Here is a 24,311-nt window from a genome sequence, read left to right on the forward strand (position 1 = left end):
GGGCTTCTCGCGCTCAGCGGAGCCCGTTCCAGCCGGGCGCTCTTTCATGCCGATGTCCTTGGATGAGTTCTGTGCTCACCTCGACGAGACCGGTCTCGTTTCGTCTTCGCAATCGTCCAAGGTCTGGGAAAAGTCCGGCGCCATGGACGCCCGCGAGATGGCGACCGCCCTCGTCAAAGCCCAGCTCCTCTCCGCCTTCCAGGCCGAACAGGCCTACAAAGGACGCGGCAAGTCCCTCTTCATGGGGAACTACTTCATCCTCGACAAGCTCGGCGAAGGGGGCATGGGACTCGTCCTCAAGGCCCGCCACCGCCGCATGGACCGCCTCGTCGCCCTCAAGGTCCTCTCTCCCAAAGTCATCAAGTCCAAGGAACTGCTCGGCCGGTTCCAGCGGGAAGTCCGGGCCGCCGCCCGGCTCGAACATCCCAACATCGTCGCCGCCTACGACGCCGACGAAGCCAACGGCAGCCACTTCCTGGTCATGCAGTACGTCGACGGCGACGACCTCCAGTCGCGCGTCAAACAGCACGGCCCCCTCTCGGTCGAGGAAGCGGTGAACTGCGTCCTCCAGGCGGCGCGAGGCCTGGAATACGCCCACCAGCGCGGGGTTATCCACCGGGACATCAAGCCGGCCAACCTCCTCCTCGATCGCGGCGGGACCGTCAAGATCCTCGACATGGGACTGGCCCGCCTGGAAGGAGCCGGCGAGATCGGGAAGCAGGCGGAGCTGACCTCGACCGGCGCCGTCATGGGGACCGTCGACTACATGGCCCCCGAACAGGCGCTCAGCACCAGGAACGCCGACGCCCGCAGCGACATCTACTCGCTCGGCGTCACGCTCTGGTACCTGCTGATGAAGCGCTCGCTCTACACCGGCGAGTCGCTGATGGCCCGGATGCTGGCCCACCGCGAGTCACCCATCCCGCTTCTCGGCGAGGGGCGAAACGACGTCCCCGCGGCGCTCGACGCCGTGTTCCGGAAGATGGTCTCCAAGCGGCCCGAGCACCGCTTCCAGACGATGGGCGAAGTCGCCGCCGCGCTCGAAGCCTGCCGCCGTCCAGGAGCGAGCTCAGGGCTCTTCGAACTGTCGGAACGGATGGTCCGCGCCAGCGAGAATCAGGAGCTCGACGCCTTCGTCGGACTCTTCGACGATTCGTCCCCCTCCTCGACCGCGTCTCCCTCGGGAACCGGAAGCGGTGTCAGTGGGAGTGGCAGTGGCAGTGGCAGTGGCAGTGGCAGTGGCAGCGGCAGCGGTCCGGGACGATCCCAGGCATCGCCCCCGACGACGCCGATGCACAGCCCGTTTGAATCCACCGCGCTCTCCGGCGGAGGACTGGAGAGCGACACCGACGGCACGATCCTGTCGCGGATCTCCCGTTCCCGGACCATGCGGGCCCAGCGCCCCGTGGTGTGGTGGCTCGACTGGCGGCTTCACGCCGCGGTCGGAGCGGCGGTGCTCCTGATCGCCTTTATCGTCTTCTGGTTCCGGGGGAACGCACCGGCCGCGAATGGCGCCGGAAAGAACGCTCCCGACGCGCCCCCGTCCGGCGTGCCGGTCCCGAGCGGTCCCCGGGTGAACCACGCCCTGGCGTTCGACGGCCACTTCTCCTACGTCACGGTTCCGACGCTGCGGTTCAAGGAGGACCGCCCGTGGACGCTCGAGCTCCGCTGCCGCAAGCTGCTCCCGCTCGGGATCAGCGCCGTGGCGACGCTGCGGAACGGGACGCACTGGCTGGGACAGTACACCGAGGCGGGCCGGAGCCTGGGGGGCTTCGGCGGGCCGACGCACGGAATGACCCAGTACGCCTACCGGACCGTTCCCGAGACCCATCCGGCGGAGGAGTGGATCCATGTCGCCGTCACCTGGGACGGGATGAACGTCGGCACGTTCGTGAACGGCGAGGTTCCGGAGGGCTCCTTCGGGGAGCCGATCGACGCGCGATGGGGGGCGGAGATGCGCCCCTGGGTGATCGGGCAGCCGGAGTTCGTTCTCGGAGCGGCCCCCACCGCCCAGCCGGGGCGGTTCCTCAACCACTTCATCGGGGAGCTCGACGAAATCCGGCTCTCGTCGGTGAATCGCTACCGCGGCCCGTTCAAGGTTCCGGAGGCGATCCATCCGGACGAATACACCGTCGCTCTCTACCACTGCGACGAGGGGACCGGCACCGTGCTCAAGGACTCGACCGCCAACGGCCACGATGGGGTGATTTCGGGCGCGACGTGGGTTCCGGCGGGGCCGTGATCCCGCGATGTCGCTTCGGCGGCCCCGGATGCCGCCTCAGACCGACGACACGATCTGAGCGGCGATCGAGAGGGCTGTCCACGAGCTGAGGAGGAGCAGCACTCCCGTTCCCAGGACGACCGGCCAGGACCAGGGGACGCTTCCGACCGCTTTGAGGGCCAGGAGCAGAAGCGTCAGCGACGGGCCGAGCACGGCCCAGAACAGCAGCAGGTTCGTCGCCTCCAGCGCATAAAGCGGGCTCATCGTCCCCTCAAGGCGGTCCGGACACGTCCAGTATCTGGCTTCACTTCATCTCGAAGAACGCGGTCACGGTCGGCTCGCCGGACAGGTAGCCGAGCGATGTCAGGAAGCGGTCCATCGACTCCGTCGTCTTGAGGAAGTCGGCGCTCCCCTTCCGGCCGTAGTTGAAGAAGCCGTGCTCGCGGTCCTCGTAGAGGTCGAGATCGCAGCGGTTTCCCGCGGCTTTCATTCGCTCGACGAACTGGCGGTTCCCGGCGATGAGGAAGTCCTTCGTGCCGATCAGGACGAGAGCCGGCGGCAGCCCCGGCTGGACGTGATGTGCGGGGGAGAGTTTTTCCGGCTCGACTCCCATTCGCTCCGACAGGCCGGCTGCGCGGCGATCGTCTCCGGCGAGGGCGGGATCGAACGAGACCGCGGGGTTGAAGAGGACCATCGCGTTCGGGCGGGACGAGACCGACGGGTCTTCTTTCGCGTCGTCGAACTCGGAGATCACCCCGGCACAGGCCGCGAGGTGTCCGCCGGCCGAGCCTCCGCCGGCGGCGAGGCGCTGGGGATCGATGCCGAGTTCCTTGGCGTGGCTGCGGACCCAGCGGATGGCGGACTTGGCGTCGCGGACGCATTCGACCGCTTTGACGCCCTGGCGGCTCGCCACGCGGTAGTCTGCCGTGATGGCGACCATGCCTCGCGAGGCGAGGTAGCGGCACTGTTGTTCGAACTGGGTGGGGGAGCCGTTCTTCCAGCCGCCGCCGAAGAAGAAGACGATGGCGGGGCGGGAGTCGGTCGGCTGGTGATCCTTTGGGGTGAAGACCCAGAGGGACAGCTCGGTCCCTTCGACGGTCTTGTAGACGTGGGACTTGGCTTCGTTGAGAACGGGGGGGTAGGTCCGCTGCGCGGCGGCCGGGGAGGCGAGGACCGCGACGAGGGCGGCGGCGAAAAGGAGGCGAGCCATGCGTTCTCCAAGCATTTGGCAGAGCGTTCGATGAGTCCAGGCGGCGCAGTCACTTTACCGCAGTCGAGCTTCATCGAAGAGGGAAGCCCCTAACCGGGTCCAGGGGCACCCTGGTGGGGAGTGCAGAGGGGCAACGCCCCTTTGCCCGCCGGAGGCCTGGCCGTCGAGAGATGTCTGAAGGAGCGCGTGCCCAGACGCGGACACCGTGTCGTATGCCCCCTCACCAACCCGCGCGGATTCCAAAGCGAGCGGTGAGTTCTCAACGCCGGTTCCACAAAGGGGACGTCTGTTGTTTCCCACGGTTCCTCATGGAAGTGCCTCCCGCGGCAAGGGGGCCAAGAAACAACACAGGCCCCCTTGACCCCGGCTGCCGTGGCATATTGGGTTTGACGTAGCAACGCCGCGCCGGCAAGGACGCTGTTGGGCAAAAGAACTTTTGCGGAAATGTGTTGACCCTCCGTCGCCCGACCGATACGGTTTATATCGTCACGCGATATATCGCATGGCGATATGTCGGTCCGCGGAAGACGGGGTGTTTCGAAGAGGGCGGTGGAGGGAGTCCCGGAATGGCCATCGATTCGGAGCTGCTGCGGGGAAGTCTCGACCTGCTCGTGTTGTCGGTCCTCTCCGGCGACCCGCAGTACGGCTACCTCATCCAGCAGAAACTCAAGGAGTCGACCGGGGACCGGGTCGACCTCTCGGCCAGCACCCTCTATCCGTTGCTCCACCGGCTGGAGTCGGAGAAGCTCGTCAAGGCGGCCTGGGACGACCAGACCGGCCGCAAACGGAAGTGGTACTCCCTCACCCCCGCGGGACGCCGGGCCCTCACGCAGCGGGCCCGGCAATGGCAGGACTATGCCGATTGCCTGCGGCAGGTCCTGGCCCCCATCCTCGATGGCGGTCCCAAGCGGATTGCGGAAGGTCCGTGTTGATGGTGAGTTGCCGGTTTTCAGTCGTCAGTTCTCAGTCAGAGAAGCGACGTCCGGACTGGCAACTGAGAACTGATGACTGACAACGCCCCCCTATCCTGAGCGTTCTGCTCGCGCGCTTTCGGAGTTCATCATGTCCGAACAGGAATTCGATCTCTATCTGCGGCTGATGTCGCGGCTTCTTCGGCTCAGCAAGGACCAGGAGGCGGCGATCGCGGATGAGCTCCGCGACCACATGGAGGAGCGGTTCACGGAACTGCTCCGCGCCGGACTGACGCGGGAACAGGCGATCGAACGGGCCCTCGGCGAATTCGGCGACGCCGCTGGACTCGCCCGCGAGTTTTCCTCGCTCGCCTGGCGGAAGCGGCGGCGGTTCTGGACGCGGGTCTCGCTCGCATCGGCCGTCACGGCGGCTGGCGTGGCGATCGGCCTCGTCAGCTTCTGGCCCCGCCCGGGCTTTGTCCCGCTCATCGCCAATCCGCTCCTGGCGGACAACGACGCCGAGAAGATCACGAAGCCGGCCGCCGAGTCGCCGGCGGAAGAGAACTCCGCTCCGTCGGAGGCCTCCGGGCTCGTGATCCACTCCAGCGCGAAGGCCGGCCTGCCGCGGGAACTCACGATGCCGGTCAGCCTCGAGCTGGTGGACGTGACGCTCAAGGAACTGACCGACCACCTGAGCCAGACGACCGCGCTTCCGATCAAGTTCGACGCCGCAGTCACCGAGGCCGGAGTCAATCCCGAAGAGGCCCGGACGAAGCTGATCACCAGCGGTCCGCTGTTCGAAGTCCTCGACCGATTGTTCGATGACACCATCGAGGGGAACCTTCTCAGCTGGACCTATCGTGACGGACTGATCCACATCACGACCGAGGACGATATGGTCGGCCGGCTGTTCGTCCGCTCGTACGACGTTTCCCCGCTCGTCGCGCACGGGATTGCCGTGGAAGCGGTCGCCGGCCTGATTCCCGGCGCGACCTCCGGTTCGTGGGACATCGAGGAGCCGGGGACGTCGACCATCAATCCCCTGGGGCGGCGGCTCGTCATCAAGGCGGACTTCCGGCAGCATCGGAAGATCGCCGGACTCCTGGCGGGCCTGCAGTCGATCTTCGGCAGCAAGACCGACGTGATCCTGACGGACGAACCGGAGTCGACGCTGCAGATTCCGGAGATGCTCCGCAAGCCGGGCAGCTTCGAGTTTCCCGACAACCCTCTGGCGGAAGTGGGCCAGTGGATCCTGGAGACGCAGCGTGTTCCGATCCGGTTCCACTCCAGCGTCGTCGAGGCGGGAGTGAATCCCGATGAGGCCAGGATCAACCTCACCCTGCTGAATAAGCCCCTGTCGGTCGTGCTGGGGCTGATGCTGGAGAATGTCCAGGGAACAGAACTGGAAGCGGTCCCGCACCTCGGGGAGCTTTCGGTGATGACGGCGGACACGGCGTACGGGCTTTACGCGACCGGTGTCTACCGCATCCGGGCCTTCGAGGAGGCGGATGTCACGACGGAGCTGATTGCCGCGATCTACGCCACGACCGGCCCGTGGGACCGGGACGAACCCGGCACCGGAACGCTCCAGCAGCCGCATCCCGGCGTCCTTGTCATTCGCCACACCGCCCGCGTTCACGCCGAGATCCAGCGGCTGATCGCCGAGCACCAGAAGACGCTCGTCGCCGTGACTCCCGAGGAACGGGCGGAGCGCGACCGGCACTTTGAGATCCGGCTCTACCGCCTCAAGGGGGAGTCCGAGGACGATATCGTCCAGATCATCCAGACGACGGTCGAGCCCGAAAGCTGGAACAGCATCACCCCGGGCGGCGAAGCCTCCTGGACCCGGATGGTCCACATCAACCGGCCTTCGGACCTCATCGGCGCCGGACTCGGCGGCGGCGGCTTCGGCGGCGGTATGGGGGGAGGCTTCTTCCAGATCGGCGGTGCCCCGGTCGTTACGCCCCCTGGAGGGCCCGGCGCACCAGCCGCCGCTCCGACGAACGGTCCCGGGACTTCCTCCGCTCCGATGACCGGCGGGGGCGGCATGGGGGGAGGCGGCATGGGAGGCGTGGGGGGGGCCGGCGGCATGGAGTCCAAGAAAGAGGCGGCCTTCGAGCCGACGACGGTGCTCCTCGTCCGCAACACGCACGGCGTCCATCGCAAGATCGACGCGCTCCTGCATTCGATCCGTCGCAAGGCGCTCATGCCGTTCGACTCCCCGAGCGCTCCATCGCTGGAACCGATTCCCGAGTACGGCACCGTCTTCAAGCTCCCCGGCAGCGGCGGCTGAGGTGAATCGGGGAGAGGTCCGGACGCCGCATCGCGGGAGGGCGAGGCTCCCGCCGAGCCGCAACGCTGTCGAACGCCGTTGGAACCTGCGCGGCTCAGCAGGAGCTTCGCCCTGCCGATTGGCGATGATCATTCGCAGGTCCGCGCCCGGGAATGGTTGTTGCGTCCGCCTCCTTCGGCACGGGCCTCCGGGCGTCTCCGTGAGCGGCCTTCGTGCCGTTCAGACTGTCTGATTCAGATAAGGAGCCTGTCATGCCTCGGGGAGACAAGTCGGCATACACCGACAAGCAGAAACGCAAAGCGGAACACATCGAAGAGTCCTACAAGGACCAGGGCGTGTCCGACAAAGAGGCCGAACGCCGGGCCTGGGCGACGGTGAACGCCACCGATCACGGCGGGAAGAAGAGTGGTTCCGGACGGGGCAAGGAATCGAATCCGGAACCGTCCCGCAAGGGAGGTCGGAAAGGAGGGGCGGCGTCCGCCCATCGGACCGCCGCCGAACGCTCCGCCTCGGCTCGTAAAGGGGCCGCCACCCGCAAGAGGAACGCGGCCGCTGCGGCTCGCTCGTAGTCATCGTCTTCGTTCTTTCCAGAACACCCTTCCAATGAAAAACGCCGTGATGAATGTTCATCACGGCGTTTTCGTCCGGAGGAGGCCGGACAGTCTTCTGAGGCGACTACCGGGATTCGCCCTGGGGCGATGCCGGGGGTTCTACTCGTTCTTCTTGTCGGCGTTGTTGCGGTTCTGCCGTTCTTCGCGGCGGGCCGAGCGATCTTCCTTGTCGGCGTGCTTGTCCAGCTTTTCCATGACGTCGATCGCGTGCTTCATGTGCTTCTCGGCGGTCTCGCGGCCTTCCGACAGGACCTGGGCCAGGTCGCCCGAGGCATGCCGTTCCAGGACCGTCAGCTTGTCTTTCATCGCCGCGTGCTTGGCGATCTGCATCCCGATGAAGCACTGATCGACCTCATGATCCTTCTTGTCGTTCAGCATTTCCTTCGACGAAGCCAGGCACTGCTGAGCGATCTCGCGATGGACCTGCATGAAGTCGAGTCCGGCCGCATCGCCGCGGAAGCCGGTGGTCCGCTGGACGGGGGTGGCGGCGTTCGGGTTGGCCGCCACGTTCCGGTCCTGGTTGTTCCGATCGCGCTGCGTCGTGCTCTTGTCCTCGCGATCCGTTGAGTTCAAGAAGCCATTATCCGTGGATGCGTTCGGTGCAAAGCGGTCGAGCTTGGCGAGGAACGCCGAATGGTCCTTCACCATCATGTCGGCGAACTCTTTCGCCTCGTCGCTATGCAGTTTGTCCTTCGCGAACTTCGAGAGCGCGATCTCGCCCTGGTTGTCGATCGCAACGCACTGGGCGATCGTCTGTTCCTTGTTCTGCCACTGTGCGTTGCCAGCGGCCTGTTCACCTGTTCGCTGAACGTTCTGGGGTTGTGCCTGAACCCGTTGCCCTGGCTGGACCTGGACGCCCGGCTGACGCTGACCCGGCTGGACCTGTCCAGCTTCGCGGGCCCGGTTGGCCGGATTCGCATCTTCTGCCGCAGCTTTGCCGGGCGGCGTCTGTTGCGCCATGGTGACACCTGTCACGCACAGCCCCAAGGCGGCCGCCATCACTCCCTTTGCAAGCTTCATGATTCTCTCCCCTCGCGTGTCTTGTCGGCTGGGCACGCTCTCAACCTGTCGAACTCCTCGCCCGGCCGTCGTGCCCATCGAAGGTGGTCGCAAACCCAATGCCCGCGCCAGCCAGCCAGCCAGCGTCCCGCTGGACCGGGTGGCCGTGGAGCGATGGGATTGAGGTGGCGGGGGTCGTGCCGGCGAGCGCGCGGTTTGGGCAGGGGGAGCAGGTCGCTGACCAAGAACCGGGTCCAGGGGCACCCTGGTGGGGGATGCAAGGGGGCAACGCCCTCTTGCCCGCCGGAGGCCTGGCCGTCGAGAGATGTCTGAAGGAGTGCGTGTCCAAACGCGGACACCGTGCCGGATGTCCCCTCACCAACCCGCTGGGATTGCAAAGCGAGTGGTGAGTCTTCAGCGCCGGTCCCACAAAGGGGACGTCCGTTGTGTCCCACGGTTCCTCATGGAAGTGCCTCCGGCGGCAAGGGGTCGAAACCCCTTGACCCCAGCGGCCGTCGCACGTTGGGTTTGAGCTGACAACGCTGTGCCGGCGAGGACGTTGTTCAAGCGAGACGGACGCGGGCTTGAGTTCCTCCACGCACCGGCGGAACAATCGCAACACAGGATCCCGATTCCTCGCACAATCGCCCGCCATGCAAACCGGCTTCATCGACCTCGCCCGCCTGACCCCCATCTCGCCCGTCCCCGGCTGCCGGATGCGGACGCCGTTCGGGCAGAACCTCATGCTCTCCTACTTGGAGATGGACAACGGCGCCGAAGTCCCCCTCCACCACCACCCGCATGAGCAGGGAGGCATCCTCATCCGCGGCCGCCTCCAGCTCACGATCGGCGACGAGACCCGCGTCGTTGAAGCCGGATCGCTCTTCCTGATCCCCTCCAACGTCCCGCACCGCGCCGTGGCGATCGACGGCCCCGCCACGGTCCTCGATGTCTTCAGCCCCGTCCGCGAAGACTACGCCGAGCTCACGAACCGCTACATCCCGCCGCTCGAAGCCCCCGCCGGTTAGGCTCTGCTCGGAAACGTATACCAGCCCGAAGCGCGAGCGAGGGACGGCGTCTGAATTCCCTCGCTCGCGCTTCGGGCTAGTGTGGACTGGACGCTCTCCACGTCGATTGCAAACAGACGCTGATGGGCTGGCCCGCCTCACGCACGGAAGATCGACCCGTCGAGCGTCCCCGTGCTGTCGGCAAACGACTCCGCCGGGATATCGAGCGAACGCAGGATGCCGAGATACAGGTTCGACATCCGCGCGTCGTTCCCCTTCCAGAACTGCCCGTGCCGCAGCCCCAGCCTGTTCCCCCCGGCGACCAGCGTCGGCAGGTTGCGCGGATTGTGGGTCGTGCTCGCGCCACTGCCGTAGAGGACGACCGTGTTGTCGAGGACCGTCCCGTCCCGGTCGCGGTACTCGCTCAAACGGCTGAGGAACCCGGCGATCTGCTCGCTGAGGAACAGGTCGTACTTGGCGAAAGCGAGCTGCCCGTCCTTGTCCCCCGCGTGCGAGAGGGAGTGATGCGTCTGCGACAGGCCGAGCTTGATCGGGAACGTGTCGCTGATCCCCATCCCGTCCTCCCGGTTCAGCATGAAAGTCACGCTCCGGGTGATGTCGGCGTCGAAGGCCAGGGCAATCAGGTCGAACATGTTCCGGTAGTAAAGGGCCGGCTCGCTCTCGTTCGTGACCGTGAGATCGAGATGCGACGAGTCCTGGGACTTCAGCGGAATGTCGATCCACTTCTCGGAGGCAATGAGCCGCGACTCCACTTCGCTCAGCGATGTCAGGTACTGCTCCATCCGCTCGCGGTCGGACCGGCCGAGCTGCCGGTTGAAGTCCCGGGCGCTCTCGGCCACGGCGTCGACGAGCTTGATCCGCTTCTTGAGGGCCTCCCGCTCCGACTGGATCGATGAACGGTCGCTGCGGAAGAGCCGGTCGAACACCCGCCGTGGACTGTTCTCCGCCGGGATCGGCCGCCCTTCCAGGCTGTAGGAGATCGTCCCGGTCCGGGAGAGGAACCCCGTCCCGGCGTCGATCGACAGCACGAGCGACGGCTGGCGGCAGTGCTGCTTGGTGTGCTGGGCGACCACCTGGTCGATACCGGCCGAGTTGTAGGTCCCGGGCTTCGGGTTATGCAGCGGGGCCCCGGTGAGCCACATGTCGGAGCAGACGTGCGGGTCCGCCTTCGGTCCGCTCGGATGGTGCAGGCCGCCGAGGAAGCTGAGCTGGTGGCGGAAGGGGCTGAGCGGCTCGGTCGACTTGCCGAAGACGAACTGGCCGTCCTTCTCGGCGGTCGGGAACCAGCTCCATTCGTCAATGCCGTGCTCGTGCCGCGGGAGCGACATCCCGTTGGCGGTGTAGAGGGCGCAGAACCGGCGGGGGACGTTCGCGGCGGCCTCGGCCCCCATGGCGTCGAGCACCGGAAGGGCGAGCGCCGCTCCCCCGAGACCTCGCAGGAACGCACGACGGTCGATGGTGCGGGCCAGACTCATGGGGCTCTCCTGTCGCGGAACGTGCCAGCGGGAAACGGAACGGTCGGTCTCATATCACCGGCGAGCGAAGGAGCGTCGCCGGGCCACAGGAGCAGCGCTACTTCTCCAGAAACATCGGACTGTGGACAACATACCGCAGTAGATCGCGCATCCGATACCCCTCTCGGCGGAGCCGCACGGCGTCCTGCTTGAGCGTGGCGAGTTCGGCGTAGGACAACGTCCGGCCGTTGGCGTAGGTCTGCAGGTGCTTCAGGAGGCTGAAGGCGACCTGGTCGAGCCGGGCGTGGGCGAGATGGGTCCGCAGGTCGTCGAAGCCGGCCACCTTCGCGCCGTCCGGCAGCGTCGAGCGGGCGTCGACCGCTTCGGTTTTCCGGCGGCCCCCGGCGTCGAACTCTTCCAGCGGCAGGCCCCACGGGTCGATCTTGGTGTGGCACTGGACGCAGCCGGTCTGGTTGCGGTGGACTTCCAGCCGCTCCCGGAGCGAAAGCTTCGGGTCTTCCTTCACCATCGGGACGTTCGGCGGCGGGTCGTCGGGAGGCTCGGCCACGAGCCGGCGGGCGATCCAGGCCCCGCGCTTGATCGGGTTTGCCTCGCGTCCGTCGGAGAGGCCCGCAAGGATTGCCGGCTGGGTCAGCAGGCCGCCCAGGTCCCTCCGACCGTGAGGGATCGCCGCGAACTCGAAGCCGCTTTCGCTCCGGTCTCCCAAGTCGTAATAGCTGGCGACCACTTCATTGGCGACCACAAACTCGGAGGCGATCAGATTCCGCGCCGGGAGGTTCTCCCGGAACAGGTGCCTCAGGAATTCCACGGGCTCCCGCCGCAGCTGAGTCCGGGCGTCGCGCGTCAGCTTCGGGAATCGCTTCCGGTCCGGTTCCAGGACGGCGAACTTGTCGAGCGCGAGCCACTGGGAGCCGAATTCCTCGACGAAGCGGTCGAACCGCGGATCGGCGATCAGGCGGTCCATCTCGGAGTCGAGCGACTCCCGCAGCCCGCCGAATGCCCCGAGTTCAACGGTCTGAACGTCGGGCGGCCCGTTCCAGAGGAAGTACGACAGCTTGGAAGCAAGCTCCTGACCGTCCAGGGGCTCCGGCTCGGGGCCCTGGCTGTTCTCGACGAGCATCAGGAACTTCGGGGACGTCAGCCCCACAAGGAGCGCGTCGCGCACGTTGTCTCGGAACTTTCCTCCCGCGTTGACGTAGACCTTGAAGAGAGGATTGACGTCTTCCTGCTGTGCTGCCCGGCGAAACGCTCTTGAGGCGAAGTCGTGAAGGATTCGCCAGGCCGCCGCGTTGTCCTCTTCGAGCGGGCCGCCTGGGTACGGAGCCGCCGAACCGAAGATCCTCATGTGCGACGGCGGCGGCCAGGTGTCGTAGTACGGGCCTTCGAACTCGACGGAGCGGATGAGGAGCCGCGGCATGTCGCGGCCGTCGGTGTACTCGCTCCGGACGCCGATCTCGCGGATACCGGCGAGATAGTTGACGTTGTCCTTCTCGACGTCCGGGCTCGGGAAGTTGCGGATCGCTCCCTCGAAGACGAACGTCGCCAGTTCGGTTCCCGGCACCGTCACGGGCTCGCCGACCGGCGCAAGCGTGCTGCCGCAGTCCCGCCGCAGGCCGAGGTGGACTCCCAACTGCGGCAGACGCTTCTCGAACTGGACGAACCTCCCCGCGACTTCGTCCTCCGCGGGGAGAGGCGTGAGGACGATCCGCTCCAGCGCCGCCTTCCCGGCCGAGACAGCGGTGACCGGTAGCGGGCCTGCCGGCAGCCGGGCCACGAGGAACGCCGGCTGGCTCAGCAGTCCGGAGAAGTGCCGGTTCCCCAGCGTGAGCGTCAGGTCGTGCGGCTTCTCGGGCTCTTCGTCGGCGCCGGGAGCCGCCTTGTGGACGTCCACCTGGTAGATCCCGGCGGCGGGAATTTTCGCTTCGACCGGCCCGTTGGGCTGCGGGACGAGGACCTGGCCCGCCGTCGGTGCGCCGTCGTCTGCCAGTGGCCGCAGCGAGGCGCCGGCATCGAGGATCAGGCCGTCGTCGTACTTTGCGGCGGTGACCGTCACGCGAAAGCGTCCGTCGTCGGGGAGCTCCCGCAGCGAGATCTTGAAGTTCGCCCGCGGGCCATAGGTGCTTTCGACGCCGAAGATCTCGCCGCTCGGAATCGCCGGCCGGAGGAGCAGTCCCTCGGGAACGGTCTCGTAGGCACGCCCCTTGGGATAGCCGTGCGTTCCCCGCATGCAGGCGAAGACCGCGTGGTAGATGCTGTCGTACTCCCGCCAGCCGCGGACTGTGTCGTTTCCCTGGTAGCCCTCGATGAACCGGAACTTCGTCTGCATCGCGAAGGGAGCGAACGGGAATGGCTTTTTGATGGCAGGCTCGGTGACGACGAAATCCGCGTTGTCGAGGAGCAGGCTGTCGGCGCCCAGGATCAGCTTGTCCGGGCACGGGGCCGGGTTGATCGTCCGTCCGAGTTCGACCTTGAACCTCTGGATCGTGGGCCGGGATGCGGGATCGACGATGCAGCGGTCGAGGGCCCGTTCGGCGATTTCGAGGTAGGCCTCGATGAGGAGAGGGGAGAGGGCGAGGGTTTCCTGGTTGTTGACGAAGCCGTCCTTGGAGACCGCGTCCGGGGGGAGGATGTCGGTCAGTTCGTCGTCGAGGAGCAGGAGCTCTCGGAGTGTGTTGCGGTATTGGGCAACGGTCAGCCGGCGGGCGCCGCCGTTCTTGGGTGTGGGCCGCGAGCGGGCGATGTCGAGGCCTTGTTCGATCCAGTTGAGGAACGCTGTCCGTTCGGCGTCGGTGGGTTGAGGTTCGTCTTCGGGGGGCATGGCCCGGCTGGCGACCTGGCGGCGGATGCCTTCCCAGAGTTTGAGCTGTTGGTCGGCGAGGGTGGTGTCGAGGTGATCGACGCGGATGCCGGACATCATTTCGTCGACGCTGTGGCAGCGGATGCAGTTCTGCTTGAGGAACGGTCCGACGTGTTCGTCGAAGCTGCGAGCGAGCGCGGCCGCATCCTCCGCCCGACTAGCGACGGGAGCTGCGAGCGCTATCAGAAGAAACAGCGGCAGGAGCCGAAGGGGAGGGGAGGTCATTGGGGGGGGCCGGCAGGGCAGGGTCGAGCGGGAGGTCTATTATCAGCTGACCCATCAATGAACTTCAATGGTTTCGTCGGGAGCGATCGCTTGAGCGACGTACCATGAACCGGGTCCAGGGGGACCCTGGTGGGGGGATGCAAGGGGGGCAACGCCCCCTTTGCCCGCCGGAGGCCTGGCCGTCGAGAGATGTCTGAAGGAGCGCGTGTCCAAGCGCGGACACCGTGTCGTATGCCCCCTCACCAACCCGCGGGGATCGCAAAGCGAGCGGTGAGTCCTCAACGCCGGTACCACAGAGGGGACGTCCGTCGCTGACCACGGTTCCTCATGGAAGCGCCTCCGGCGGCAAGGGGGCGTGGCCCCCTTGACCCCAGCGGCCGTAGCACGTTGGGTTTGAGCAATGTGAGCTGCGCCGGCAGGGACATGGTTCGAGCACTACGGATCGCTCCCTTTCGCGGACCGCGGCGGTAGAATTCAGAACTCACGTCCCCCTTCATTGCGCCGGCTTCCCAACCACGTCCCCTCTGCCGAAAACCGCCGCATGCTTCAGTTCCTCAAGAACCTGTTTCAAAGCAAACCCAAAGTCCAGAAGCTCGACATCCGCCGGCGGTTCGAGCTCATCGGACGGATCGGGCAGGGGAGCATGTCCAAGGTCTGGCGGGCCAAGGACTCGCTGACCGGCAAGGTCGTCGCCCTCAAAGTCCTCGACGGACCGAAGACCGCCCGCCTCGAACAGAAGTTCGCCCAGATGGGGGTCCAACGACCCACGGAGGGCGAGATCTCCCTCACGCTACGCCACCCCAACATTGTCCACACTTACGAGCACGGGGTCACGACCGAGAACGAACAGTTCCTCGTCATGGAGTTCATCGATGGCGTCAGCCTCAGCTACCTCGTCGACGTCCAGAACGCCCGGATGAAGGACCACTGCCTCTCCTACTGCATCCAGCTCGGCACCGCCCTCGAGTACCTCCACAAACAACTCTGGATCCACCGCGACCTCTGCCCGCGGAACGTCGTCGTCACGCCGGACGACGTCGTGAAGCTGATCGACTTCGGCCTGATGGTCCCCAACACGGAAGAGTTCCGCCGCCCCGGCAACCGGACGGGGACCGCCATGTACATGGCCCCCGAACTCATCAAGCGGCAGACGACCGACGAGCGGATCGACGTGTTCTCCTACGCGGTCACCTGCTTCGAGATGTTCACCAAGCAGCTCCCGTGGCGCGCGGGAGACACCCTCGAATCGGTCCTGCAGCACATCAACAGCCCGCCCAAGGACCTCAAGAAGCTTCGCCCCGACCTGACCGACGGAGTGGTCCACGCGATCATGAAGGGCCTGGAACGCGACCCCCGCGACCGCTGGCCGTCGATGAAGGCGATGGTGGATGAGTTGAGGAAAGAGGCTGAAGGCTGAAAGGGGCGGGAGATCGGCGGATCGGCATACCAGCCTGACGCGCGAGCGGAACGCGGCAACCGGGCTTGCCTGGGCGAGCAACACCTACCCCAAGGGGGTTACGCCCGACAGCCCAGGGTTGCCGCGGAGCGGCTACCCTGGGTTTTGAGAATCCGATGATTGAACCCCGACGGGGTTCTGCCAAGTCATCGTTGTTCTGACGCAACCCCGATGGGGTTGGTGGGGCGTCGACCTCGTAACCCAGGGTAGCCTGCGTTGCAGGCAACCCTGGGCTGTATGACGAAACCCCGTCGGGGTAGATCGAACCTCGCGTGGCGTCGCCAGCGGACACGACTCGTCTGCGGTGTGGTCCGACTTCGATTCTCGTGCCATGCCAAATAAAAAAAGCCCGGTCCGAAGACCGGGCTTCTTGAGCAGGAGGCTGAAGTCTGCCGCGTCCGGCGAACCGTCCGCGTCAGGTGAACGCAACCTGCTACTTAAATTGTTGGCGACTACTTGAGTCGCATGTAGTACTTCTTGTTCTTGGGGTCGAAGTCCGTCGGGCTCATCGCGTCGCTGACTTCAATTTCGGTATACGAGTAGTGTTCGATGAGGGAATTTTCGTCGGTGAGCGGTTTTCCTTTTTCTCCCCATCCGAAGTTCTTCACCATCACCGGCAGGGACATTTCTCGGTCCACGAGCATCTCGGACTTGCGATAAATTTCGCTGTGTGCCGGGTTCACGTACTCGCAGACGCAGCGGAAGCAGGGACGGTCTTCGAACGTCGCGTCTTCCGTGAACTGGCACAGCGTGGGGATCGATTCCTGCAGGTTGCGGACCTGGGCGTCGATGATCTTGCGGGCCAGTCCCACGATGCCGACCTGTGTGATCGGGTGGCGGTTCTCAGCCATGACGAGGTCGCTGTTGATCGCCATCCGGAGGGTGCCGGAGAGGCGGCCCGCGATGCCGCCGGGCTGGCACAGAAGGCAGTTCTCATTCTGGCCATCGACGTAGATGACCTGCCGGCCTTTGTCGCCCGAACGCCACTTCATGTAGACGCTGAAGGGGGCGTGACCCATCTTGAGGTCGATGTCCTGTCCTTCGAGGAGCGAGCCGCCGACGACTTCCTGCTTGAAGAACTTGCACTTGTAGTAGGGAGCCGCGGCGAACTTCTCGATCCCGCGCTGCAGGATCATGACGTTCATCTGCAGGCCCCACTTGCCCGTCAGCGTCTTCGCGTCGGGCTCGGGGACGGGAACCAGCGTGCCGGGAGCGGCGACGCCGAGTCCGCCGGGGACGGGGAGGTCGACTGCCGCCGCGACGCGGATCGGTTCCGCAATGGGCATCTGAGCCAGGCTGGCGGAGGCCATGGACGGCAGGATGGGGAGCGTGAAGGCGGCTGCCGTCTTGCGCTCGATCGGGTCGGCCCCGACCGGGACGGGATCATCGAGGAGTCCCATCAGGCCGAACGCCGCGGCGAGCAGCAGGGAGGCCGTCACATTGGCCAGCCGGTTTTCCGAGCGCCAGAACCGTTTCCACATGCGGCCACCGGAGAGGCGGAGATGACGAGTGAAGGGACTTTTTTAGGTTGTCGGGTGGCAAACACTGCCGGCCGGATGTTTTCGGGATCGGCAGGAATGATCAGTCGAACGGTCGAATGGGGACTCACCGTCAGGGTTTGCCTGGGTGTTCGGGTTTCGCTGATCGGATTGTTTTCGCGCGAGGTGAGCGTTCTTGCCGGACGGATGCTGATAGCTCAAACCCGACGAGCCACGGCAACCGGGGTCAAGGGGGCAACCCCTTGCCGCCGGAGGCACTCCTGTGAGGAACCGTGGTAAGCAACGGACGCCCGTTTTGTGGTACCGGCGTCGAGGACTCACCGCTCGCCCCGGAATCCCCGCGGGTTGGTGAGGGGGCATCCGGCACATTCTCCGCGTTTGGACTCTCGCTCCTTCAGATGGTGCGAGAAGGGCGGGCCTCCGGCGGGCAAGAGGGCTTCGCCCCCTTGCATCCCCCACCAGGGGTACCCCCTGGACCCCGGTCATCTCTCCAGTTCGCCCACTCCACGCCGGTCGACCCGTCCCGTAAAGTACTCTCACTCCCGTCCATCGAGACAAAGTGAGTCCCCATGCATCGACGCCTCTATCTCTGCGTTCCGATCCTGGCCGCCCTCGTCCTCGCCCTCGGCCCGGCCACCTACGCCGCCGACCGCCCCAACATCCTCTGGATCTCCAGCGAAGACAACGGCCCACACCTCGGCTGCTACGGCGACCCGGACGCCCGGACGCCAAACCTCGACGCCCTCGCCCAGCGCAGCGCCCTCTACCTCAACTGCTGGTCCAACGCCCCCGTCTGCGCCCCCGCCCGCACCGCCATCATCACCGGCATGTACCCCCCCTCCCTCGGAGCGGAACACATGCGGAGCCTCGTCAAAGTCCCCGCCGATCTGAAGCTCTGGCCGCAGCTTCTTCGCGAGGCCGGCTACTACTGTTCGAATAACGTCAAAGAGGACTACAACGTCGAAAAGCCCGGACAGGTCTGGAGCGACTCCAGCAAGACGGCCCACTGGAAGAAGCGCAACCCCGGCCAGCCCTTCTTTGCCGTCTTCAACTTCACGACGACGCACGAAAGCCAGGTCCGCCTTCGGCCTCACAACTTCGTCCACGACCCCAAGACGGTCCAGATCCCCGGCTACCATCCCGACCTCCCCGAAACCCGCGAGGCCTGGGCTCAGTACCACGATCAGATGACGCTGATGGACGAGCAGGCGGGGAAGATCCTCGACGAGCTCCGCGCCGACGGTCTGGAAGAAGACACCATCGTCTTCTACTGGGGAGACCACGGCCCGGGCCTGCCGCGCTGCAAACGCTCGGCCTGCAACTCAGGCCTCCGCGTCCCGCTCATCGTCCACATCCCGGAGAAGTTCCGCGGCCTCGCCCCCAAAGGCTATGAGGCCGGGGCAAAGCTCGACCGGCTCGTCGAGTTCGTCGACTTCGGTCCCACGGTCCTCAACCTCGCCGGCATCTCCGCCCCGGCCACGTGCCAGGGGCGGCCGTTCCTCGGTCAATACTCGTCGAACGAACGGGACTACCTCCACGGCTTCCGCGGCCGGATGGACGAGCGGTACGACCTCGTCCGCTCGGTGCGGGACAAGCGGTACGTCTACGTCCACAACTTCCATCCGGAACTGCCGGCGGGCCAGCACAACGCCTACATGTTCGAAACGCCGATGACGATCGCATGGCGAAAGGCGTTCGATGCCAAGACGCTCGCGCCGGAGCACGCCCGGTTCTTCGAGCCGCGTGAAACCGAGGAGTTGTACGACCTCGAGTCCGACCCCTGGGAGCTCAAGAACCTGGCGGCCGATCGGGCCCACGCCGCCACGCTGACCCGGCTGCGGGCGGCGTGCCTGATGTGGATGGGCCAGATCAAGGACGTGGGCCTCGTCCCGGAGGCGGACCTCGTTCTGCGGGCCGGCCCGAAGTCCTATTACGAGTTCGGCCACGACGAGTCCTATCCGTCGGCCGAAGTCATCAAGGCGGCGGACGTGGCGACCCGCGGAACCGACGCGGCGACGCTGCGAGGATTGCTGAACTCCCCCGACAGCACGGTCCGGTACTGGGGGATGATGGGAGTGCTGATCCACGTCCGGAACCCGAACGGCGAGATCCTGCGCGAGGTCGAGCAGCGGCTCACCGACAAGTCGCCCAGCGTGCGGATCGTCGCGGCGGAGACGTTGCTCCGCCGGGGCCCCAGGGTGACGCACGACGGGGCGCTCCTGATGCTGATCAAGCAGGCGGACGCGGGGCAGAACGGACTGTTCTCCTCGGTCGCGGCCCTGAACGCGATCGACAACCTCGGCCCGCTGGCGGCGGGGACACACCGGGAGATCGCAAAGCTCCCGCGGGTCGCCCCCGGCGCGAGTCCGCGGATGAAGGACTACATCGACCGTTTGCTGCGGCACATCCTGGGAGAGAAGCCGCTGCCGGGGTAGGGGAGAGAGTCCGCACAGGGAGTGAGGCGTTCGCTGCCTTCATTCGCAGGAACGCGAGCCGTTCACTCAGGGCCAAGGAGAACGAGAGACATGTCGCAGATCGCGGGAAGCATCCTGATCGTCGGCGCCGCCCTGGTTCACGTGCTGGAGGAAGGCTCTCGACGGGAAGCAGAATCGCTGATGCACTTGAACACCGGAATGCGACTGGCCGCCCAGACGGTGGCCCGCATCAACGGCGGGCCGATCGCGACCGTCGGGACGGCCTCCTCTCCGGTGACGCGGTACTTCGTCTTCGGACTGCTGGCGGCCGGGATCGTCCTGCTCGTTCTCGGCGTCATCATGGACTTCCGCCGTCCCAAGACTCCTGCCGCGTGATGCGGTCCTGGCAGCCAGTTCCGGGGGAGGCTCTATGACGACCTGGCTCCCCGCCGTCAGCCTGCTGGTCGCGATGGTCACGGTCGAAGCCGTCGTCCAGTGGCTCCGTCACCGCCCGCACCGGCTGATGCAGCCAACGCAGCACATTGTGTTCGCCGGGCTGGTCGTCCAGTGCGTCTTGATCGCGGTCTGGATTGTCGTCTTCCTGCGGCCCCACTTCTGATCGGAGTTCGCGCCAGTCTCGGAAGCCTTTGAGCTCCACGAGATTCCGGGAACTGCCGGGGCTACTTCAGCGTCTCGCATTGGGCAGCCGAAGGAGCTGCCTCATTTCCGCCCCGACGAGCATCGCCAGCCCGTCGTCCTCCACCGCCGCGAGGATTCCCATGAACCGCACGCTGCTCATCGTGATGGTCCTGCTCGTCTGCTCCGGAGTCCATTCCCAGGAGCGCAAGGCACCGACATGGTCGCTTCAGGAAACCGTTGGTTCACTCTTCGGACGAAGACCACCGAAACAGGAAATCGAGGTACCGGTCAGGTCGTTCCGGGACCACGTCCGCCGGCAGTTGGGCACGAAACCGGGGCCGGACCGCCCCGTTGAGCCCGTCCGATTCCGTGAGCAGCCGTTTTTTGAGGGGTCTCGCGGGGCGGAACTCTCCACGCTCGTGACGGTCTCCGTGGCGGATGCCGAACTCGGCGACGACTGCATTCGCGTTCTGTTTGAACGAATCGGGGACCACAAGTTCCCGATTTGCATTCGATTTCAACCGCTGCTCGCGGGCGTGCCGCTCTACGACGGTGCCGAATCGGTCGTGTTCGGCGGACCGACGTCGACGTTCCTCTGTAAGGTTCCAGTGGCTCGACTCCATCTCAGCAACGAGATTCGACGGTCCGTGGAAGTGACGAAGGCTTCCCTCAAGGAGGCTGGTTCCGACCCCAGCGGCTTATCTCTGGGATTGGAAACCCTGATAGATCAATCCGAACGCCACGCCCCCGTCTCCGTCGATATCATCGACTTCACTGACCTAACTGAACAGATCGAAGCCGCGTTGGGCTTGGACCGTTTGCCACGGCGGGCCTCCGGCGGCAAAGGGGCTCCGCCCCCGTGACCCCCGACTTTTACTATCTCCCATGAAGAACACCGTGGCCTTTCTGTCCATCGTCCTCATGTCGATCTTCGCCGCCATTCTCTACGGCATCCTCCACGACCAGATCACCGCCCGTATCTGCGTGGAATACTTCACCATCGGGCACCCGCCGATCTTCGGCACCGACGATCCGACGCTCCTCGCCTTCGGCTGGGGCATCGTCGCCACCTGGTGGGCCGGCCTCATCGTCGGGATTCCGCTGGCCATCGCCGCCCGCGCCGGTTCCCGCCCCAGACGCTCCCCTGCTTCGCTGATCGCTCCCCTCGGCAGGCTCTTCCTCATTATGGGAGCGTCCGCTGTTCTCGCCGGGGCGATCGGCGGCCTCCTCGCCAGCCGCGGCGCGGTCGTGCTCGTCGGGCGACTCGCAAGGGCAGTCCCCGCCGAACGCCACGTCCCGTTCCTGATCGATCTCTGGGCTCACTCCGCCAGCTACCTTGTTGGATTTGTCGGCGGCTGGATCCTGACCGTGCTCGTCTGGTTTTCCCGCCGCAAACTCGCTGTGGCCCAGTGACATCGGGCCGCGGCGGGTACCGTCGCAGGCCCGCCGCACGCGCTTCGCCAACACGAATTGTCGCGCCGGCACCTTTCGGCGTATCGTGTTCCTGTTCTCGCGACCCAGGAGCCCTTGTCATGTCGCCGTCACGGATTCGACTGCTGTCTCTCGCCTGCACCCTTCTCTTCTCGTTCGCTTCCGCCGCCCAGGCCGCGCTTCCGACCGGGGAAGAAATCCTGCGGATCAACGAAGCCAATCGCAGACCGTTCGCGCACGTCCACCTCCGATCCCTCTACACGCTCGAAGCCACCGACGCCGACGCGCGGAAGTGGAACAAACAGGACGAGGAGAAGGAGCAGCTCACCAAACAGATCCTCGCCATGAAAAAGGAGGATCTCAAAATCGAATTCGACGGCCGGACCCTCGTCGGTGAGGAAGCGATCGCCTTCCTCCAGCAGGCCGAGGTTATCGACGGCCCCCGCAAAAGCCGAACGATGCCCGCTGGCCAGGCCAAGGCGTTCCAGCACTTCACCCTGCTCGAACTCTTCCGCAACGGCGACGCCTACCAGTTCCGCTCTCCCCGCAGCCAGATCAAGACCCAGGAAGCGGCCGGCGCCTGGACCTTCAGCGAGGCGCCGCTGACCACCGAATCGCTCCGGTCAACGTACGCCGGCTACGAAATCTTCTCCCGGGCCCCGGAAACGACACCCGCCTCGCGCTGGTGGACGCACGGCTCGGACAGACACGCCTACATCATGAACAAGCACTTCCGGCAGGTGCACCATGTTGAGCTTCCGCCGTATGTCGACTTCATGTCCCGCGACCCCTGGGAGCTCCATCCGTTCGACGCCTTCTTCTCCCAGCCCGCGGACAAGTACCGCGTCGTCCGGCAGGAGGATCTCGACGGCCGGACCGTGACCGTCGTCGACGTCATGGTCCCTCTCGCCGAAGGGGCGAACACCAAGCTCGGCTACCGCGCGTGGCTCGACCTCGCCCGCGGCGCGATCCCGCTCAAGCTCGCGCACACGCAGTTCGTCCTCGAAGCGCCGGTCGACAGCTTCGACCGCGCCGAGCCCAGCCAGGTGACAACGACCCGCGAGGTCCGCGAACTCGCCGGCGGCGTGTTCTATCCCGTGAAGACGGTCCGCGAAGACTTCGGCCGCGACCCCGCGGCGCCGGAACCGAAGTCCGCCGACGATCCGCGGCCGCCGCTCGTCGTCCATCGCCGCCACACCTGGGAATGCTCGACCGTCGAGTTCCGCAGCGACTGGCCCGCCGGCTTCTTCGTCCTCCCCTTCGCGGCGGACCAGAAGCTGTTCGATCATGACGCCGGCAAGATGCTCGGTGCGCTTGAGCCGCAGCCGCTCGTCAAAGTCGGCCAGGAGGCCCCGCCGCTGACGATTGCCCGGTGGCTCGATGGGAAGCCGCGGACCCTGGCGGACCTCAAGGGGCAGGTCGTCGTTCTCGATTTCTGGGGCCTGTGGTGCGGCGCCTGCCGTGAGTCCGTCCCGCATCTCAACGAGCTTCGAAAGCCGTTCGAAGGGAAGCCGGTCACCTTCATCAGCATCCACAATGCGGAGAAGGACGTCGACGACCTGGCGGAGCGAATCGAGGAGTTCCGAAAGAAGACCGGCTGGGAATACCTGGCTGCGATCGACTCCGGGACGATGATCGAGGACTCCGCCACGACGACCGCCTATGGCGTGATGGGGTTTCCGCTGACCGTCATCATCGGTCCGGACGGCAAGATCGCCTACGCCGATCCGCAGGATGCCAGCATGACCTGTGATGAGATGAACCCGATCCTCCTCGCCGAGTTCGAGGAGAAGATGAACGCGCTGATGAAGCTGCGTTTCCAGGTCGCCGGCGAGGTCTGGCCGATTCCTGACACGGTGGATGAGGAGGAGCAGATGCGGATTCACCGCCGCGTCGAGACCCGGTTCCTGATTCACCAGATCAACAAGGCGCTGAGCGGCGCGCCCGGTCAGTGAAGGGCTGCCCCTCCCTCCATTGCGTGAACCCCGTTCTCGCCGGCGCAGCGTGGCTCGCTCAAACCCATCGTGCCACGGCCACCGGGTCCAGGGGTCTCACCCCTGGTCACCCTGGTCGCCCCTGGTTAGGGAACCTTCTCGGCGGGGGCCGGCTGGTAGCTGCCGGCGTAGTACTTCCTGCAGGCTTCCCGGAAGATCTTGCGCCGTTCGATGCTCCATGCCGGCTGGCCGTCGAGTTCCGCCTCCAGCTGGTAGATGCTCATGGGAGCGAAGGCGTAACGGTACCGCGTGCCGCCTGAGTCCTGCTGGGCCTCGATCAGCACGTTGCATTCGGGGTCGGTCCCCATGACGAAGGCAAACAGGACGCCGTCGGTGATCTTTCCCTCCTCCTTGTAGCGGTAGAGGGGCGTGCTCAGCAGGCGCAGCTGCGTCGGCACGATCTGGTTGTCCTGGTAGCCGTGGTGGTCCGTCAGCGAGAAGCGTTCGGCGATCCGCCGCATCTGTGCCAGCCGTCGGGCGGGGGTGTCGGCCGGCTCGGGGGCGTCGGGGACGTCTTTGAACGCCAGGATGAACTCGCTCGGCTCCCAGAAGTCCTGCCCGTCCTTCTGGAGCTTGAGCCCCTGGGGGCCCGTGACAGCGAATTCGTGGACCCAGTTGCCGTTGGCCCCCTTAGTTTTGAAGAACTGCACGATCATGGCGGGGCGTCCGCCGTCGGTGAGGACGGTCACGATGCCGTCGCTCGACCCGCTGATGGGGTTGTTCCACCGCAGGCAGGGGGGGATGGAGGTGAGGGGTTTGTCCTTCCCCGGCACGACAGCCGAGTAGCGGGCGACCGCCTCGGTCATGAACTTCATCCGCTCGCTGGCGAGGTCCGTTTCGCTGGGTGCGGCGATATCGGCAGCGGCTGGGGGAGAGGCCGGAACGGGTTTGGGCTCGTCGGCCTGGATTGCGACCCCGTGAAGAAGCAGACACGAGACAACGGCAACACGAGCGGCCTGGAACCCGAGCATGACGATGGCCTCAAAGAAGGGGTGATCGTGATGCTACAGACGTACTGTCTATCGTTCAATCGGGCCGAGGCTCCAGC

19 protein-coding genes are annotated in these 24,311 nt (G+C 65.8%); 12 read left to right on the plus strand and 7 right to left on the minus strand.

The window, feature by feature from the left end; all coding sequences use genetic code 11:
* Positions 1–46: 46 nt before the first annotated feature.
* Positions 47–2,242, plus strand: a complete 2,196-nt coding sequence (locus VT03_RS23720; protein WP_075095298.1) for a serine/threonine protein kinase — start codon at positions 47–49, stop codon at positions 2,240–2,242.
* A 36-nt stretch (positions 2,243–2,278) separates the two neighbouring features.
* Here the strand turns inward: VT03_RS23720 and VT03_RS23725 are convergent, their stop codons facing one another.
* The gene (locus VT03_RS23725; RefSeq protein ID WP_075095299.1) at positions 2,279–2,485 is read right to left on the minus strand and encodes a hypothetical protein; all 207 of its coding nucleotides are present in this window, start codon (positions 2,483–2,485) and stop codon (positions 2,279–2,281) included.
* Between the two features lie 40 nt (positions 2,486–2,525).
* The gene (locus tag VT03_RS23730; protein ID WP_075095300.1) at positions 2,526–3,431 is read right to left on the minus strand and encodes an alpha/beta hydrolase; all 906 of its coding nucleotides are present in this window, start codon (positions 3,429–3,431) and stop codon (positions 2,526–2,528) included.
* 566 nt (positions 3,432–3,997) lie between these two features.
* Here VT03_RS23730 and VT03_RS23735 point away from each other — a divergent pair.
* From VT03_RS23735 to VT03_RS23745, 3 genes are all read left to right on the plus strand, one after another.
* Positions 3,998–4,363, plus strand: a complete 366-nt coding sequence (locus VT03_RS23735; protein WP_075095301.1) for a PadR family transcriptional regulator — start codon at positions 3,998–4,000, stop codon at positions 4,361–4,363.
* A gap of 130 nt (positions 4,364–4,493) precedes the next feature.
* Positions 4,494–6,635, plus strand: coding sequence for a permease prefix domain 1-containing protein (locus VT03_RS23740; protein ID WP_075095302.1), 2,142 nt, complete (start codon positions 4,494–4,496; stop codon positions 6,633–6,635).
* Positions 6,636–6,886: 251 nt separating this feature from the next.
* The gene (locus VT03_RS23745; protein ID WP_075095303.1) at positions 6,887–7,204 is read left to right on the plus strand and encodes a plasmid stabilization protein; all 318 of its coding nucleotides are present in this window, start codon (positions 6,887–6,889) and stop codon (positions 7,202–7,204) included.
* 141 nt (positions 7,205–7,345) lie between these two features.
* Here the strand turns inward: VT03_RS23745 and VT03_RS23750 are convergent, their stop codons facing one another.
* Positions 7,346–8,266, minus strand: coding sequence for a DUF4142 domain-containing protein (locus VT03_RS23750; RefSeq protein ID WP_075095304.1), 921 nt, complete (start codon positions 8,264–8,266; stop codon positions 7,346–7,348).
* A 632-nt stretch (positions 8,267–8,898) separates the two neighbouring features.
* On the opposite strand from VT03_RS23750, the gene VT03_RS23755 reads away from it, so the two are divergent.
* Positions 8,899–9,273: a cupin domain-containing protein gene (locus tag VT03_RS23755; protein ID WP_075095305.1), complete on the plus strand. Its 375-nt coding sequence runs from the start codon at positions 8,899–8,901 to the stop codon at positions 9,271–9,273.
* A gap of 137 nt (positions 9,274–9,410) precedes the next feature.
* On the opposite strand, the gene VT03_RS23760 is transcribed toward VT03_RS23755, so the two are convergent.
* Positions 9,411–10,748 carry a DUF1552 domain-containing protein gene (locus VT03_RS23760; RefSeq protein ID WP_075095306.1) on the minus strand — a complete coding sequence of 446 codons (1,338 nt, stop codon included), beginning with the start codon at positions 10,746–10,748 and terminating at the stop codon, positions 9,411–9,413.
* A 97-nt stretch (positions 10,749–10,845) separates the two neighbouring features.
* Positions 10,846–13,830 (minus strand): DUF1592 domain-containing protein, encoded by a 2,985-nt coding sequence (locus tag VT03_RS23765; RefSeq protein ID WP_075095307.1) that lies wholly within the window; start codon positions 13,828–13,830, stop codon positions 10,846–10,848.
* Between the two features lie 541 nt (positions 13,831–14,371).
* Here VT03_RS23765 and VT03_RS23770 point away from each other — a divergent pair.
* Entirely contained in the window at positions 14,372–15,247 is an 876-nt protein-coding gene (locus VT03_RS23770) for a serine/threonine protein kinase (RefSeq protein WP_075095308.1), read from the plus strand.
* A gap of 491 nt (positions 15,248–15,738) precedes the next feature.
* Here the strand turns inward: VT03_RS23770 and VT03_RS23775 are convergent, their stop codons facing one another.
* The gene (locus VT03_RS23775; RefSeq protein ID WP_075095309.1) at positions 15,739–16,767 is read right to left on the minus strand and encodes a DUF1571 domain-containing protein; all 1,029 of its coding nucleotides are present in this window, start codon (positions 16,765–16,767) and stop codon (positions 15,739–15,741) included.
* A 587-nt stretch (positions 16,768–17,354) separates the two neighbouring features.
* On the opposite strand from VT03_RS23775, the gene VT03_RS23780 reads away from it, so the two are divergent.
* The 6 genes from VT03_RS23780 to VT03_RS23805 all read left to right on the plus strand — a co-directional run bounded on the left by VT03_RS23780 (position 17,355) and on the right by VT03_RS23805 (position 23,224).
* Positions 17,355–19,220 carry a sulfatase gene (locus VT03_RS23780; RefSeq protein ID WP_075095310.1) on the plus strand — a complete coding sequence of 622 codons (1,866 nt, stop codon included), beginning with the start codon at positions 17,355–17,357 and terminating at the stop codon, positions 19,218–19,220.
* A gap of 90 nt (positions 19,221–19,310) precedes the next feature.
* Entirely contained in the window at positions 19,311–19,595 is a 285-nt protein-coding gene (locus VT03_RS23785; RefSeq protein ID WP_075095311.1) for a hypothetical protein, read from the plus strand.
* Positions 19,596–19,629: 34 nt separating this feature from the next.
* A complete protein-coding gene (locus tag VT03_RS23790) occupies positions 19,630–19,818 on the plus strand; it encodes a hypothetical protein (RefSeq protein ID WP_075095312.1) in 189 nt (62 codons plus the stop codon).
* Between the two features lie 160 nt (positions 19,819–19,978).
* On the plus strand, positions 19,979–20,701 hold the full coding sequence (locus VT03_RS23795; RefSeq protein WP_075095313.1) for a hypothetical protein: 723 nt from the start codon (positions 19,979–19,981) through the stop codon (positions 20,699–20,701).
* A gap of 34 nt (positions 20,702–20,735) precedes the next feature.
* A complete protein-coding gene (locus VT03_RS23800; RefSeq protein ID WP_075097261.1) occupies positions 20,736–21,251 on the plus strand; it encodes a hypothetical protein in 516 nt (171 codons plus the stop codon).
* Between the two features lie 119 nt (positions 21,252–21,370).
* Positions 21,371–23,224: a TlpA family protein disulfide reductase gene (locus VT03_RS23805; protein WP_075095314.1), complete on the plus strand. Its 1,854-nt coding sequence runs from the start codon at positions 21,371–21,373 to the stop codon at positions 23,222–23,224.
* A 125-nt stretch (positions 23,225–23,349) separates the two neighbouring features.
* On the opposite strand, the gene VT03_RS23810 is transcribed toward VT03_RS23805, so the two are convergent.
* Positions 23,350–24,234, minus strand: a complete 885-nt coding sequence (locus VT03_RS23810; protein ID WP_075095315.1) for a hypothetical protein — start codon at positions 24,232–24,234, stop codon at positions 23,350–23,352.
* Positions 24,235–24,311 lie beyond the last annotated feature (77 nt).

Origin of the sequence: Planctomyces sp. SH-PL14 (genome assembly GCF_001610835.1) — a bacterium.
In the GTDB taxonomy this organism is placed as follows: Bacteria; Planctomycetota; Planctomycetia; order Planctomycetales; family Planctomycetaceae; genus Planctomyces_A.